Raw genomic sequence first — 15,245 nt, forward strand, 5'->3', positions numbered from 1 at the left:
GCGGGAAGTTTTTAAAGCAAAATTTTTCAGCGCAAAACAAAAACTCAAAAGCCCGAATCTTCAATTTTCTAAATGCGCCAAGTATACCAAATTTCAAACTTAAATGGAAGAAACACATTTTACAAGCGGCATTCCGAATCAACTTGTCTTACGCAAAAACATTTTGTATCTTTTATTATGACAGAAAAATGCACCAGAATTTTAAAGAGATTCATTCAATTTTTTTGGAGGAAAAATGAAAATAACTGAAAATCCAAATTCTGAAATCGCGCAAACTGTAAAAGAAGGCTTAAAGCAAAAAGGCGGCTACTGTCCGTGCAGAGTTGAAAAAACTCCAGACACAAAATGTATGTGCAAGGAATTCAGAGACCAGATAAAAGATCCTGACTTTGAAGGATTTTGCCATTGCATGCTTTATTATAAATCAAAATAATTTTGGAGGAAATTATGGAAGTAAAAATCACTGAATCAAATTTCAAAGAAGAAGTTTTAAATTCAAGCAAGCCGGTTCTTGTTGACTTTTGGGCTACTTGGTGCGGTCCTTGCAGAATGCTGTCTCCTGTAATTGAAGAAATCGCGGCGGAAAAATCAGAAACCTTAAAAGTCGGAAAAGTAAATGTTGATGAAGAACCTGCGCTCGCAACGCAATTTGGAGTTGTAAGCATTCCGATGCTTGTGCTTTTCAAAAATGGCAAAGCAGTAAAAACCAGCGTCGGTTATCAGCCAAAAGATGAAATTCTAAAATTCATAGAATAGCATTTAAAATCCGCCTAAAGATTTTTCATCATTTAGACGGATTTTTTTAGTGCTTCAACGGAACAATTCCCCGCGGAACAAATTCTCCGCTCAAGGCTCCAAACAAAGCCGCAAACGAATAGCTTGAGTAGCTGTATCCGCAGAGAATCGTGTCCGCCCAGTCAAAATCATCGAGAACAAAAACCGGCGACATAATGGAAAGAATGACAACACGCTTGTCCATGTATCGCAAACGTTTCGCAATGTTCGCCGTGTGTTTGTCGTAAACACAAATAATAATTGTGTCATAGCTGTCCGCCACGGAAACCAAAGAAGCCGCATTCCAAATATCAAAATTGCTGTTGTCATTTTTCAGTTCATAGCTAAAGTGAAAAGTTGAAACATTTGGATAACGCTTGCGACCTTCACTATAAAGCGAAAGAAAAGGACCTGCTATTAAAACACGCTCACCTTCCGCAGGCTTCAATGGAAAAGCAGAGCCTTGCTTGTAAACGCTCACCGAACGGCAGGCTTGCTCAAGAAAAAATTTCTGGCCGTCTTTATCTGGGATGTGTTCAAAAATTGAATTTTCATCAGGATAAAGCGGCGCATGATTTTCGCTTTTAAAATAATTCAGCTTGGCAAAAATAACGCGGCGAGCGGCATCTTTTACACGTTCTTTGAATTCTGAATTCGTCCGCATCCGCTCAAGATTTCGCGTCCACATATTGTCATAAAGTCCGGCAGTCGTGGAAGAAATTATAATGTCGTTTCCAGCCTCAATCGCCATCATTACAGCACGATGAAAAGAGCCTGCAAACAAAGTCGCTCCGTTCATCATCATGTCATCAGTAATTATAAGACCGTCAAAATTCATCTGACGGCGCAAAATGTCAGTCAGGAATTTTTTTGAAAGGCTTGCAGGAGTTCCGTCGCTTTCAATCTGCGGAAACGAAAGATGCCCGCTCATGATTGCAGGAATTTTCGCCTTTATCAAATATTCAAACGGAACAAGCTCACGGTTCACCAAAGTCCGCGCATCAATTTCAATCTGCGGAAGCCTTCCGTGGCTGTCAAGGCTTGTGTCGCCATGTCCCGGAAAATGTTTTGCAGTCGGAATAACACCAGCATCCATCGAGCCTGCCGCAAAAGCTTCTCCAAGAATTCCAGCATCAACAGGGTCAGAGCCAAACGAGCGCGGACCGATTACGCTTGAATTCAAATTCGTATATAAATCAACAGTTGGAGCAAAATTCATATTAATTCCAAGCGCGCGGATTTCACGGTTTATATAGAAGCCGGAATAATAAGCGTCAAGCGGATAACCGGAAGCTCCAATCGCAAGGTTCCCCGGGGTATCAGAAGTTTCTCCTTTTACGTGCCGAATCCAGCCGCCTTCCTGATCTGTAGCAACGAACAGCGGAATCTTTAAAGACCTGCTTGCCGCTTCCTGCTGAAGAATGCGCACAGACTTTGCAACTTTTTGAATATTGTCAGTATTCCAGCCGAAAACTTTTACGCTTCCAAGTCCGCGTTGTGTAACCCAGGAATTCAGCAAGTCGCTCGGTTCTGCCCCAGCCCAGCCGAACATGAGAATCTGCGCAAGAAGCTCTTCATCGCTCATAGAGTCAACAAGCTTCTGAGAAAGTGGTTCTGGCGGAATATCACTCCAAAAATCTATCTTTGCAGAATCAGCAAAAGCAACTGTAAAAATTACTGAACAGAAAAAAAATGCTACAACTTTTAATTTCATTGAGAAAATATTTTAGCTTAAACAGACAAAAAATGCAATTTTATAAAAAAAATGCCGCCCGAAGGCAGCAATATATAAAATCGGATTCCAGCTTTGCTTGTAAAATCCGTAAGCGCAAAAAAAAGATGCCTTAAAAAAGACATCTTCAATTGCGAAAGGCGTCAATCGGAATCGAACCGATGCATAGTGGTTTTGCAGACCAGTCCCTTACCACTTGGGTATGACGCCATAACGTGAAAATACTATAGCAAGAAAAAAGATTCTTGTCTAGTGGAATTTACAATTTTTCAAAACGTTCTTTTAAAACAAGATATGCGCCCAAAATTCCGCACAGACATACAATTGCAATCACGTAAGTTTTTAGAGGAATCAAAATCGGAAGAAGTTCAATAAGAGCGCAAAGAAGCAAGCTACTTACAAACGATGCGCTGGCTTTTTGAATTTCCTTGTCTTCCTTTTTCATTGCATTTTTCTTCGCTGAAATTTTCATGCAGTAAAAAAACAAAACACAAAGATAAATTGCAATTCCTGCAATGCAAATAAAAAAACTAGCGCGCATTTTTTATCTCCAGATATTTTAAAAGAGCTTTTTTTGCGGAACCAAATGCCAACGGAATTTTTTCTATATCCGCCAAAGATTCAACTTTCACCCATTCAAGTGAAATGACTTCGCTTTGCTGGGTTTTAAATTCAAAATCAGAAGGCAAAGAGGCTGAATAAAACATATCGCAGGTTTTATAAATTATTTTTTTGTAAACATAAGTATTTGGGAACGCTCCGACAAATTTTATTTTTTCCGGCACAACTCCAATTTCCTCGGAACATTCACGCATTACGCTTTTTTCAGGCTCTTCATCAGGCTCGCAAAATCCTCCGGGAAATGCAAGAAAATTTTTTCTGGGTTCTTTTGCCCGGCGTTCAAAAAGAATTTCGTGTTTTTCATTTTCAAGAATCACGCCAACCGCAGAAGCAACATTGTTAAAAAGCTCAAGCCCGCAGTCAGGGCAGAACCATTGCCTTCCGTTCAAAAGCGTCTGAATTTTTTTTGAGCCGCAGTCAGGACAAAAATTAAATTTATTATTTTCCATAAAAAATATTATAGCACAAAACAAGCGCAATGAAAAACTGCTATTTTATTTTTTGAAAATTAAATGTATATTTACTTCATGGATAACATTCAAAAATTTTTTTCAGATGTTCAAAAAATCAAAAAGCATTACCGTTCAGAAAATCCAGTTTATGACGGAAAAAAAGTCTGCGTTCAAATTCAGAATTTATTTTCAAACTCAAATAGAAATTTAAAGTCGCTTGCGGACGCTTTTTCTGATTACTGGATGAACAAATATATTTTGAATTCAAGCCAGCCAGAAAATGAACCGACAGAAGAGCACATAAAAATTCTTGGAGCAATGCAGGCTCTCATAGAAAATGACGTTTCTTCAACGGAAGCTTTAAGCAACGACGACTGGAAAGAACTTTGCCAAATTACAAATTGCGAGGCAGAAGAAATTCCAATTGAAACTTTAAACAGCATGATGATGATTTTTTTAGACAAGCAGGCAATGTAATTAATGGAAAAGAATTTTTACCAGCAGTGCGTTCAGTGTCCAAGAAAATGCAAGTCAGACAGAGCTAGCGGAAAAACTGGATTCTGCGGAGAAACAGAAAATTTAAAAATCGCTTCTGCAGGTTTGCATTTTGGCGAAGAACCGCTCATTACAGTTTTCGGAGGAAGCGGAACAATTTTTTTTACAGGCTGCACTTTAAAATGCTCGTTCTGCCAAAACTATCAGATAAGCCAGCAAGGAATGGGCGCAAATGTAGATGAAAAGGAATTTGTAAAAATCTGCATCACGCTTCAAGAGCTTGGAGCTGAAAATATAAATTTAGTTACTGGAAGCCATCACATTCCAAAAATCGCGCAGTTCCTAAAATCAGCAAAAAATTCAGGACTTGAAATTCCAGTTGCTTGGAATTCCAGTTCTTATGAATCAGTTGAAACTCTTGAACTTTTAAAAAACGTTGTTGATATATGGCTTCCGGATTTTAAAACAATCAGCAGCGAAGCAAGCAAAAAACTTTTTATGGCAGAAGATTATCCGCTTGCCGCAAAAAAAAGCATCAGCTGGATGATAAAAAATTTCCCGCTTGAAGTAGAAGAAGTTTCAAAAAACGGCGAGAAAAAAGAAAAAATAAAACGCGGCGTTATAATAAGACATCTTGCATTGCCTGGAAAAATTGACGATACAATCCTTGCGCTTGAATGGCTGAAAAAAAATGCGGACGGAAAAAGCTGCATTTCGCTTATGTCGCAGTACACGCCAGTTCCTTTTAAATCAAAAACTGAAGCTGAAAAAAACTGGAGAGAAAATTCTCTTGACGCTTTTGAAAACCGCTTGATTAACAAAGACGAAGATGAAACTTTGCGCGACATTATTGAAGCCTACGACTTTGAATATTTGTTCTACCAAGATTTAAGCGACGATACAAGCTGGCTTCCGGATTTTAACAGAACACAGCCTTTCAGCAATGCGCTTGCAAAACCGATTTGGCATTGGAAAGAAAAATTTCTAACAAACTGATTTTCAAATTATTTTTTCCAAAATTCAATATGCTCGCTGCCAATTAAAAGCGAATCTAAAATTTCTTTTTCAACAGGCGATTTATGGCGCGCAATTACAACTGCAATTCTGCTTGCGGAGCTTGAAGGACATTCTGGAACAAAGTCTCCCTTGTGCTTGCAAACAATTTTTTTTCCAGAAAGAAGCTCGTAGTTGTCATTGAAAATTTTTCCGCTTTTTGTAGGAAGATAATTGAACTGCGAAAGATAATTTTCATCCGAAGAAAAAATACTGGTTTCATTTTGATTTGAAATATTCAGCACTGCATCCGCATAGACATTTTTTTTGCAACACTTTAAAAGCTCTTCAATTCCGCCGCCAACTCTAGGCGCAAAATCAATCGGAACAAAACTTCCTTCACGGTCTTCAATAAAATCAAACTGCCCGAACGAAATATTTTCTTTTTCAAACAAAGCACCGCACCACTTTTCAAGAACTGATTTTATTTCCGCGGTAGGATTCAAAAGCTGATAAACCGCAGTGCACGGCGTTCCATGAATAAAAACAATTTCTTTTTTGCAAAGCCGGACTAAAGAAATTTTTCCTTTAAAATAAAAAATGTCTGCGCTGTATTCTTCTCCAAAAATATATTCTGAAACAAGAGCGTTGTTGTTTTCAATTTCAAAAAGTTTTAGCGCGCGGTTATTCACATTGCGGGCATTAAAAATAAATTTTTCGACTTCATCAATATTTTCTTTGCCTGCAATTTTTATTCCGTAGCCAGAAAAAAGTCCGTCGGGCTTTACAATAATATTTTTCCCATTTTGATTGACAAATTTTTTTGCCTGCTGAATCGAATCAAAAATTTTTGGAACTTTAAAACTGCTCAGTAAATTATAAAGTTTTTTTTTCGAGCGTGAAGCCAGCAATGCGTTTTTTGAAATTCTGCAATTATTACTTTTTATACATTCAGAAATCCAATATTCAGACAGCGGAACAACAATTTTATTTTTTGGAATTTTTTCAGTAAATTCTATTTTTTCTTTTTCTGGAATTTTCTGATACTTGAGCATATAAGGAACTTCCGCAAACGAAGCTTCAATTCCAATGTTCAAAAAAGCTTCTCTTATTTCGTCCAAGCCAAAAATAAAAGAAGCACCCGCTAAAACTATTTGCTCCATTTCAGCGCAATCCTTTCACAGGCATTTTCGCCGTCCATTGCAGAACTTACAATGCCGCCGGAATATCCGCTTCCTTCTCCAGCCGGAAAAAGATTCCGCAGCCCAATGCATTCAAAATTTTCCTTGCCACGCAGAATTCTTACAGGAGTGCTTGTGCGTGTTTCCGAAGCAATCAAAAGCGCGTCATTGCAGACAAAGCCTTTCATCAGCTTGTTGAATTCTACAAAAGCTTTTTCAAGGCGATTTGAAATTTGAGCAGGAAGCCATTCATCCAAACGATTTGCAACAATTCCGGGAGCATAGCTTGCAGGCGGAAGATTTTCACTTGCCTTGTGATTCAAAAAATCCACAAGACGCTGAGCCGGAGCTTTTTGACCTTTTCCATTTTCAAAAGTTTTCTGCTCAATAAATTTTCTAAAAAGAAGTCCCGCAATTTTTTCAGTTCCAATCGATTTCGCTTCATCAACAAATTCATTAGGAATATCTTCCGGGCGAGTTTCCACAACAATTGCCGAGTTGCTCCATTTGCTGTTGCGTCCTGCGGCAGACATTCCGTTTACGACAATTTCGTTAGGACCGGTGCTGCTTGGAACAACAAAACCTCCCGGGCACATACAAAAACTGTAAACGCCGCGTTCGTCAATTTGCGAAGTGAGCCTGTATTCCGCAGCTCCAAGCTCCTGTTTTTTTTCTCCGTGAAACTGAATTGAATCAATCAAACTTCTTGGATGCTCAACACGAACGCCCATTGCAAAAGTTTTTGCTTCAAGAGACTCTGGGGAAATTTTTGCAATCAAAGTGTAAATGTCAGACGCAGAATGTCCTGTTGCAAAAAGAACAGCATCCGCAAAAATATTTTTTGTTTCGCCTTGATTTTTTACAACAACGCCTTTTACAATTTTCTCATCGCCGGATTCTTCCAAAATGAAATCAACGCATTCAGTGTCAAAAAGAAATTCTCCGCCCTGCTGCAAAATAAAATTCCGAATGTTGTTTACAATCGCCGGAAGCTTGTCTGTGCCGATGTGAGGATGAGCGTCAGTAAGAATTTTTTTGTCCGCCCCGAAATGCTCAAAGATTTTTAAAATGCCATTTATGTTTCCGCGCTTGTTGCTGCGTGTGTAAAGTTTTCCATCGCTGAAAGTTCCAGCTCCGCCTTCGCCAAAACAATAGTTCGAATTTTCATCGACGATTCCAGTTGTGCTTATCATGGCGATGTCGCGTTTTCGTTTTGAAGTTTCGCTACCACGCTCAATGACAACCGGTTTTATTCCATGCTCCAAAAGTTTCAGTGCGCCAAAAAGTCCTGCTGGTCCAGAACCGATTATGGCGACAGATTTTTTTCCGTCCGCAGTTTTCCATTCAGGCAAAGAAAATTCGTCAGCAGGATTTTCCCCGATGTAAACTTTGTAGCGCAAAAAAAATTTTATGTTTCTATGGCGCGCGTCAATCGATTTTTTTACAAATACAGTTGAAATGTCTTTTTCTTCAAAACTGACTCCTTGCTTTTTTAATGCAAGGCGGATTTCTTCTTGTATGAAATTTTCGTCTTTTTCTTTTTCAGGCTGAATCGCAATGGAAACTTCTTTTATCATGCAGACAGTTTATATAGAAAAGAAAGAGGAATCAACAGCCGAAGCTCTCCGGGTCAAGCCCGAAGATGACAAAGCGATTTTCTGTCATTACCGTGCTTGACACGGTAATCTTAAAACTAAAAATCCAATGCAAGCGAACCATCTGCACCTGCCTTCCATTTTTTAAGCCCAGAATCAGAACTTGCAGAAACATAAGCGTTCAGCATTTCAAGCAGAGTGCCGCTGTACGCAAGAGTCTGCTCGCTTTTGCATTCTGATGTAGTTCCGGCAGTAACAGAAGCGGACGGACTGTTTGTTTCAAAGTAGCCGCAACCGGTGATTTTTGATGGGTCTGAAATGCAGATTTTTCCATAGCCGCCGCTTTCCTTGTTTATATACGCAACTTGATTAACAACTTCTTCAGTCCGATCTATATTGTCTTTGAGCCAGTAGCAGTTTGCTATTGAGCCTTCTGTATATGCGGAAATTGCGCCGGAGATATTGCTCAAATACATTGAGCTGTCAGTAACTTTTTTAGTTGTGATTTTCCCTGTATAGACACAGTTTTCTATTGAACCGTTATTCACTGCGGCAATTCCTGCAGATTTGCCATAATCATCTTTCCATTGAGCACCATCACAGTTCATTGTAATATTGCCAGTAACAAAGCAGTTTAAAATTTTTCCTGAGGATGAATTTTCACGTGTTATGCCGGCAATTTCTGCCACAGACCAGGAAGTTACACTTGCATTGACAACGCAGTTTTTTATGGTTCCGTTGTTCACTGAGCAAATGATACCACCTTTGCTCAGATTCAAAGCCTGCGTAGAGCCAATCTGACAATTAGACGAATATTGTTTTATTATTACATTCATTATTATTCCGTCATTCTGCCAGAAAAGTCCCATCGGCTGCGGATCTGTCGGTGTGATTGCAAGAGTCATCGAATGTCCAGCTCCATCAAAAACACCTTTAAATGCGTTTCCCTGTATATCTCCAGTGCTGTCAGCTTTAGTCACGCCCATACAGTCAAATTCAGTACAATCGGTCAGATCCAAATCATCCGCAAGCGTAATTGTAATTCCTTCCATGTCGATTCCAGACTTTACCCATTCACCAAGTTTTACCATGTCAGAGGAAGAAGCAACGGCAAGATATTTATATTTAGAACTAGAAGGAACGGAATCAAATGTAGAAATGCATTTTGTAAGAGCCAAAGCCAATGTGCATTCAGTGCTCTCTCCTGCATTTACAGTTGCGTCGGCAGTTCCCCAGCCAACAACAAGGTCATTATCAGAATCAAATGCTTTTGCTTCTATTGTATAGTCCTCCGGGATTAAGTTCATCAAATTCTATTACCCCCCCCGAAAACTCAGTTTTTTCGTCAACAAGCTTAGAGCCGGAACTTATAGTTACAACAAATTTATCTGCCTTGTCCTGACTAAAAGAATAGCGCGCGCTTCCCGGCAAAACAACACGCACAGAACCGCTTTCACCAGAAGAGCCTGACATATTCATGCACGAAGCGAACACAAATAAAAATGCAAATAAAGCAGGAAAAATAAATTTCTTCATAAAATACCTCCAGTAAATTTTACCTACAATACATATATACCATTATGATTCAGTTTATTTGCGAATGTCAACTTTTTGCAAAAGAAATTTAATTTTTTTTAGCAACTGTCATTGCCGTGCTGGACACTGCAATCTATCGTAAATTTTCAACAGATTATCGGGTCAAGCCCGATAATGACAGCAAAGCATATTGAAATTATCCGCAATTTTTTTATAATAGCTAATGCACGGGGAGCTTGCGCAAAGCTTGCTGAGAGTAGGATGTGTTCCTTGACCCGCAACCTGATTTGGATAATGCCAACGTAGGGACTTGCCAAAAACAAACCTCTTTAAATTCACCGCGGAATCATTCAAATCAAATTTTTAAAGAGGTCGATATGTTTAAAGAATGTCTTGATTCAGTAAGAGAAAATTCCCCGCTCATCCACAACATCACAAATTACGTAACAGTCAACGATGTTGCAAACGTAATTCTCGCAGTGGGCGCAAGTCCGATAATGGCTGACGAAAAAAAAGAAGCCGCGGAAATCACTTCAATTTGCAACGGTCTGAACATAAACATTGGAACGCTCAACCGTAACACAATAAGCTCCATGTTTTCAGCCGGAAAAAAAGCGCAGAGCCTGAATCACAAAATTCTGCTAGACCCAGTTGGAGCTGGAGCAAGCGCGCTTAGAACAAAAACCGCCCTTTCACTTATAAACAAAATCAAGTTTGATGTAATCCGCGGAAATATTTCAGAAATAAAAACTCTCGCAACAGGAAGCGGAAAAACAAAAGGCGTGGACGCAAATATTGAAGACGCAGTTTCAGAAAGCAACCTTGAAGCCGCCGTCGCGTTTGCAAAAAATTTCGCGGAAAAACAAAACTGCGTTGTCGCAATCACAGGCGCAATCGATTTAGTTTCAGATGGAAAAAAATGCTACGTCATCAGAAACGGCAAACCGCAGATGGGACGCATAACGGGAACTGGCTGCCAGCTAAGCGGAATTATGACAGCTTTTATCTGCGCAGGAAAAAGTGTACTGGAATCTAGCGCGGCGGCAGTTTGCGCAATGGGACTTGCCGGTGAAACCGCATGGCAAAAAATGCAGGAAGGCGACGGAAATTCAACTTACAGAAACAGAATCATAGACGCGCTTTTTAACATGACAGGAACAGAACTTGAAGCAGGCGCAAAATATGAAATCCGCTGAACTAAAAAAATCCCTTTTGCTTTATGCCGTTACAGACAGAGCTTGGCTTGGGAAAACTTTCTGCTGCGAAACTTTAAGCGATGCAGTTTTGCAGGCAATTGAAGGCGGCGCAACTTTGATTCAACTTAGGGAAAAAGAAATTCCAGAAAAAGAATTCTTAGACGAAGCTTTCCGCATAAAAGAAATTTGCGCTTCAAAAAAAATTCCTTTAATCATAAATGACAATGTGAAAATCGCAAAAGAAACAGACGCCTGCGGAGTTCACATCGGGCAAAGCGACATGGAATTAAAGGAAGCAAGAAAAATTTTGGGCGCTGAAAAAATCATCGGAGTTTCGTGCCAGACAGTTGAGCAGGCTTTGCAAGCTGAAAAAAACGGAGCGGACTATCTTGGAGTTGGAGCAATTTTTTCAACGTCAACAAAAGCGGACGCAGGCAATGTTTCCATTTCAACTCTAAAAGATATTTGCCAGTCTGTAAAAATTCCTGTTGTCGCAATAGGAGGAATTTCTCTGCAAAACATGAGCCAGCTTAAAGGCAGCGGAATCGCAGGAGTTTCAGTTATAAGCGCAATTTTCGCACAGCAAGATATACGCGGCGCAACAAAGGAACTCAAGTCTTCCGCAGAAAAACTTTTTCTGTCATTTTCGGAATAAAAGGTTTGTCATTCCCGTGCTAAAAGGTCTGTCATTTTCGGGCTTGACCCGGAAATCTGTATCAAAACATCGCAGTATCAACTACGACAATGACATTAAATTATAAAACTCGAATTTCAAAAACAAAGCGGCAACTGGGAGCACCACTTTTGCCGCTATAAAAAATAATGATTGTTTTCAAACCATGGAGGTAAAAATGAAAACTGCATTAACAATCGCTGGATCTGATTCTAGCGGAGGCGCCGGAATTCAAGCAGACATCAAGACAATGACAGCAAACGGAGTTTACGCAATGAGCGCTGTTACTGCCTTGACTGCCCAAAACACAACTGGCGTAAAATCAATTTTGGAGTCCACGCCCGAATTTCTAAAGGACCAGCTGGACTGCGTGTTCACGGACATTTTCCCGGACGCTGTAAAAACAGGAATGGTTTCTTCTGTGCCGCTCATCAAAGTGATTGCGGACCGCCTGAAATTCTACAACGCAAAAAACATCGTCATTGATCCGGTCATGGTTTCAACAAGCGGATTCAAACTGATTTCCGACGACGCTGTAAAAACATTGTGCGAAGAACTTTTTCCGCTGGCAACCGTAATCACTCCGAATATCCCGGAAGCTGAAATTCTTTGCGGCAAAAAAATTTCTTCAGAAGAACAAATGGAAGAAGCCGCAAAATCAATCAGCGAAAAATTCAATGTCGCAGTTTTATTAAAAGGCGGACACAACTTGAACGACGCAAACGACTTGCTCTTTCAGGCTGGAAAAGCAAAATGGTTCAAGGGCAAAAAAATAAACAACAGCAACACTCACGGAACTGGCTGCACACTTTCAAGCGCAATCGCTTCAAATCTTGCAAAAGGAAAATCTCTTGAGCTTTCAGTTGAAAAAGCAAAGGACTACATTTCAGGCTGTCTTGGAGCAATGCTAGACCTTGGCAAAGGAAGCGGTCCAATGAACCACGCATTCAAAATAAACGGAGAATACTAAAAATGAACATAAAGTCAAAAGAAGTAAACATGGCGTTAATCTGGTTTGGTGCCGGAGTTTCAATCGCTGAAATTATAACAGGAACATATTTTGCGCCGCTCGGATTTTCAAAAGGAATACTTGCAATTCTTTCAGGACACGTAATCGGATGCGCGCTTTTGTTTCTTGCCGGAAGCATAGGCTCGTTTTCAAAAAGAAGCTCAATGGAAACAACCAAGGGAAGCTTTGGAATTCTCGGAAGCAAATTTTTTGCGTTGCTGAATATTCTTCAGCTTACAGGCTGGACAGGAATTATGATTTACGACGGCGCGCTTTCTATAAACGGAATTTTTAAAAACGGAGCGTGGCTCTGGGCAATCGTAATCGGACTTTTAATAGCCGCCTGGATTTTGATTGGAATAAAAAATGTAAGCAAACTGAACATCGCCGCGTTGTCTGCCCTTTTCATTCTTACAGTCGTTTTGTGCAAAATAATTTTTTTCAGCGGAGACAATTCAGTTGTAAATTCCACACAGGAAGAAGCTATGAGCTTTGGGGCGGCAGTAGAACTCGCGGCCGCAATGCCGTTGTCCTGGCTTCCGTTAATCAGCGACTACACAAAAGAAAGCAACAAGCCTGTCGTGTCCTCGCTTTTGAGCAGCCTTGTCTACGGAGCAACTAGCTGCTGGATGTACCTGATTGGAATGGGAGCGGCAATCTTCACTTCGGAAACAGACATCTCGCTCATTCTCTTAAAGTCCGGGCTTGGATGGGCGGCTCTTGTAATCGTAATTCTTTCAACTGTAACAACAACTTTCCTTGACGCATTTTCAGCCGGAATTTCTTTTGAAACAATTTCTTCAAAGCCAAGCGGAAAAACTGTCGCGCTGATTGTAACTGCGCTCGGCACAATCGGAGCAGTTTTCCTTCCGATGGACAACATCACGAACTTTTTGTATTTAATCGGCTCGGTCTTTGCCCCGATGATTTCAATTCAAATTGCAGATTTCTTTATCCTGAAAAATGACAGTTCCGCAAAAAGCATCGACCTGCAAAAAGCCGTAATCTGGGTTCTGGGATTCGCGCTTTATAGAATTTCATTGAGCTGGAATTTCATCCTCGGAAACACGCTGCCGGTAATGCTCATAATTTTCGCCGTAACAATCGCCGCCGGAAAAATCTTGGGCAAGAAAAAATAACGCAAACTGAAAGTATGTAATTTCCGCAAACATTAAAATAACGCAAACTGAAATTACGTGCTTTCCTCAAACGTTATAATAACGCAACCCAAAATTGCGTGTTTTCTTCAAATGTTAAAACCATACAAGCAAAATAATGCACAAGATGCAACACAAACTTGCTTATATTGCACTTTACGCATTTTATTTTCAGTGTTAAAATCAAATCATTATCTTAATTCTTGGAGATTTTTATGGGAAACAATTATTTCAATTCTATTCCGTGGCGCGAGGCTCGCCTGCAGCTCGGACACTGCCGCTCAATGGCAAAAGAGGAATTCGCTGACGGAGTAAACGCCCTCAAAGGCAAAAAAATCGTAATCGTAGGATGCGGCGCGCAGGGCTTGAACCAGGGACTTTGCTTGCGCGATTCTGGACTTGATGTTTCTTACGCTTTGCGCGAATCTGCAATCGCTGAAAAACGCCAGTCTTGGAAAAACGCGACAGAAAACGGATTCAAAGTCGGAACTTACGATGAATTGATTCCAACTGCTGACCTTGTTGGAAACCTTACTCCGGACAAGCAGCACACAGCAGTTATCACAGAAGTTATGAAGAGAATGAAGAAAGGCTCGGCTTTGTGGTACTCTCACGGATTCAACATGATTGAAGAGGGAATGCAGATCCGTCCGGACATCACAGTTGTAATGTGCGCGCCTAAGGGACCGGGAACGGAAGTCTGGCACGAGTTCCAGAGAGGATTCGGAGTTCCAGACCTTATCGCGGTTCACCCTGTAAACGACCCGGAAGGAAAAGGTTGGGCTTATGCAAAGGCTTTAGCAGTAGGAATGGGCGGAAGCAAGGCCGGCGTTCTTGAGTCTAGCTTTGTTGCGGAAGTAAAGTCTGACCTTATGGGCGAGCAGACAATTCTCTGCGGAATGTTGCAAGCTGGAACAATCGTTTGCTTTGACAAAATGGTAAGCGAGGGAATCGCTCCTGAATATGCCACAAAACTTTTGATGCACGGCTGGAACGTAATTTCAGAGGCTTTGAAATGGGGCGGAATCACAAACATGATGGACCGTCTTTCTAACCCTGCGAAAATCCGCGCGAACGAGCTTTCAAAGGAAATCAAAAAACTTTTGACACCGCTTTATCAGAAGCACATGGACGACATCATTTCTGGAAAATTCTCCAGCACAATGATGAAGGACTGGGCAAACAAAGACCACGACTTGCTCACTTGGCGCGAAGAAACAGGAAAACTTCCGTTTGAGTCAACACCAGAGTCGAAAGAAGAAATCACAGAGCAGGAATATTTCGACAAGGGAATCTTGCTTGTTGCAATGGTAAAAGCCGGCTGCGAACTTGCATTCGAGACAATGGTTGACGCAGGAATCAAACCTGAATCAGCTTACTACGAGTCTCTCCATGAAGTTCCGCTCATCGCAAACCTGATTGACCGCAAACGTCTTTACGAGATGAACCGCGTAATTTCAGACACAGCGGAATACGGATGCTACCTGTTCAGCCGCGTTGCAGCCCCGATGATGGCGAAAGACCTTATGCCGAAACTCCACACAGACGTTATCGGAAAAGGACTCGACCTCAAGGACACAAGCGTGAACAACACTCAGCTCGTCGAAGTAAACGCAGAAATCCGCAACCATCCAATTGAAGTTGTCGGAAGAAAACTTAGAAGCTACATGACAAGCATGAAAGCAGTAATTTAATCATAGATTAAATTACTGGTGCTAGTTTCAGTAAAACTGAAATTAGCGGGTTTGTAATTTATTGCAAAGCTCTTTCACACTTGAACTTTTGCAAAATCTTTTGCTAGACTAAGACCGTCATTTTTTGTGGCGGTCTT

The 15,245-nt window shown here is 40.7% G+C and carries 16 protein-coding genes, 1 tRNA gene and 1 riboswitch; of the genes, 9 read left to right on the plus strand and 8 right to left on the minus strand.

All coding sequences use genetic code 11. The annotated features are described in order from the left end of the window. The first annotated feature begins 235 nt into the window (after positions 1-235). Both Q0H92_RS07305 and trxA read left to right on the plus strand, forming a co-directional pair. The gene (locus Q0H92_RS07305; protein ID WP_288984750.1) at positions 236-433 is read left to right on the plus strand and encodes a ferredoxin thioredoxin reductase catalytic beta chain; all 198 of its coding nucleotides are present in this window, start codon (positions 236-238) and stop codon (positions 431-433) included. An 11-nt stretch (positions 434-444) separates the two neighbouring features. Further along, entirely contained in the window at positions 445-756 is a 312-nt protein-coding gene (gene trxA / locus Q0H92_RS07310) for a thioredoxin (RefSeq protein WP_365920973.1), read from the plus strand. A 46-nt stretch (positions 757-802) separates the two neighbouring features. On the opposite strand, the gene Q0H92_RS07315 is transcribed toward trxA, so the two are convergent. From Q0H92_RS07315 to Q0H92_RS07330, 4 genes are all read right to left on the minus strand, one after another. Next, positions 803-2,488, minus strand: coding sequence for a glycoside hydrolase family 3 protein (locus Q0H92_RS07315; protein WP_296013413.1), 1,686 nt, complete (start codon positions 2,486-2,488; stop codon positions 803-805). A gap of 156 nt (positions 2,489-2,644) precedes the next feature. After that, positions 2,645-2,716, minus strand: a tRNA-Cys gene (locus Q0H92_RS07320). Between the two features lie 49 nt (positions 2,717-2,765). After that, the gene (locus Q0H92_RS07325; protein ID WP_296013417.1) at positions 2,766-3,047 is read right to left on the minus strand and encodes a hypothetical protein; all 282 of its coding nucleotides are present in this window, start codon (positions 3,045-3,047) and stop codon (positions 2,766-2,768) included. Then, entirely contained in the window at positions 3,037-3,576 is a 540-nt protein-coding gene (locus Q0H92_RS07330) for an NUDIX domain-containing protein (protein WP_296013419.1), read from the minus strand. The genes Q0H92_RS07325 and Q0H92_RS07330 overlap by 11 nt, the downstream gene beginning before the upstream one ends. A 78-nt stretch (positions 3,577-3,654) precedes the next feature. On the opposite strand from Q0H92_RS07330, the gene Q0H92_RS07335 reads away from it, so the two are divergent. Continuing rightward, entirely contained in the window at positions 3,655-4,056 is a 402-nt protein-coding gene (locus tag Q0H92_RS07335; protein ID WP_296013424.1) for a hypothetical protein, read from the plus strand. A gap of 3 nt (positions 4,057-4,059) precedes the next feature. After that, positions 4,060-5,070, plus strand: a complete 1,011-nt coding sequence (locus Q0H92_RS07340) for a radical SAM protein (protein ID WP_296013427.1) — start codon at positions 4,060-4,062, stop codon at positions 5,068-5,070. Between the two features lie 8 nt (positions 5,071-5,078). Here the strand turns inward: Q0H92_RS07340 and Q0H92_RS07345 are convergent, their stop codons facing one another. From Q0H92_RS07345 to Q0H92_RS07360, 4 genes are all read right to left on the minus strand, one after another. After that, positions 5,079-6,230, minus strand: a complete 1,152-nt coding sequence (locus Q0H92_RS07345; RefSeq protein WP_296013430.1) for an ATP-grasp domain-containing protein — start codon at positions 6,228-6,230, stop codon at positions 5,079-5,081. After that, positions 6,218-7,825 carry an FAD-dependent protein gene (locus Q0H92_RS07350; protein WP_296013434.1) on the minus strand — a complete coding sequence of 536 codons (1,608 nt, stop codon included), beginning with the start codon at positions 7,823-7,825 and terminating at the stop codon, positions 6,218-6,220. Before Q0H92_RS07350 ends, Q0H92_RS07345 begins: the two co-directional genes overlap by 13 nt. 116 nt (positions 7,826-7,941) lie before the next feature. Next, on the minus strand, positions 7,942-9,150 hold the full coding sequence (locus Q0H92_RS07355) for a hypothetical protein (protein ID WP_296013440.1): 1,209 nt from the start codon (positions 9,148-9,150) through the stop codon (positions 7,942-7,944). Then, positions 9,104-9,379, minus strand: a complete 276-nt coding sequence (locus Q0H92_RS07360) for a hypothetical protein (protein ID WP_296013445.1) — start codon at positions 9,377-9,379, stop codon at positions 9,104-9,106. The genes Q0H92_RS07355 and Q0H92_RS07360 overlap by 47 nt, the downstream gene beginning before the upstream one ends. A 218-nt stretch (positions 9,380-9,597) precedes the next feature. Beyond that, a riboswitch (TPP riboswitch) is annotated at positions 9,598-9,707 on the plus strand. A 49-nt stretch (positions 9,708-9,756) separates the two neighbouring features. Between Q0H92_RS07360 and thiM the strand changes: the two genes are divergently transcribed. The 5 genes from thiM (at position 9,757) to ilvC (ending at position 15,108) form a co-directional block, all read left to right on the plus strand. Then, complete coding sequence (thiM, locus tag Q0H92_RS07365; RefSeq protein ID WP_296013451.1) at positions 9,757-10,575, plus strand: hydroxyethylthiazole kinase; 819 nt, start codon at positions 9,757-9,759, stop codon at positions 10,573-10,575. Further along, positions 10,562-11,230 (plus strand): thiamine phosphate synthase, encoded by a 669-nt coding sequence (thiE, locus tag Q0H92_RS07370; protein ID WP_296013454.1) that lies wholly within the window; start codon positions 10,562-10,564, stop codon positions 11,228-11,230. The genes thiM and thiE overlap by 14 nt, the downstream gene beginning before the upstream one ends. A 196-nt stretch (positions 11,231-11,426) precedes the next feature. Continuing rightward, positions 11,427-12,218 carry a bifunctional hydroxymethylpyrimidine kinase/phosphomethylpyrimidine kinase gene (thiD, locus tag Q0H92_RS07375; protein WP_276752384.1) on the plus strand — a complete coding sequence of 264 codons (792 nt, stop codon included), beginning with the start codon at positions 11,427-11,429 and terminating at the stop codon, positions 12,216-12,218. A 2-nt stretch (positions 12,219-12,220) separates the two neighbouring features. After that, on the plus strand, positions 12,221-13,396 hold the full coding sequence (cytX, locus tag Q0H92_RS07380) for a putative hydroxymethylpyrimidine transporter CytX (RefSeq protein WP_296013469.1): 1,176 nt from the start codon (positions 12,221-12,223) through the stop codon (positions 13,394-13,396). Positions 13,397-13,629: 233 nt separating this feature from the next. Next, the gene (gene ilvC, locus Q0H92_RS07385) at positions 13,630-15,108 is read left to right on the plus strand and encodes a ketol-acid reductoisomerase (protein WP_296013472.1); all 1,479 of its coding nucleotides are present in this window, start codon (positions 13,630-13,632) and stop codon (positions 15,106-15,108) included. Positions 15,109-15,245: the final 137 nt, after the last annotated feature.

This window comes from uncultured Treponema sp. (genome assembly GCF_934725225.1).
Lineage (GTDB): Bacteria > Spirochaetota > Spirochaetia > Treponematales > Treponemataceae > Treponema_D.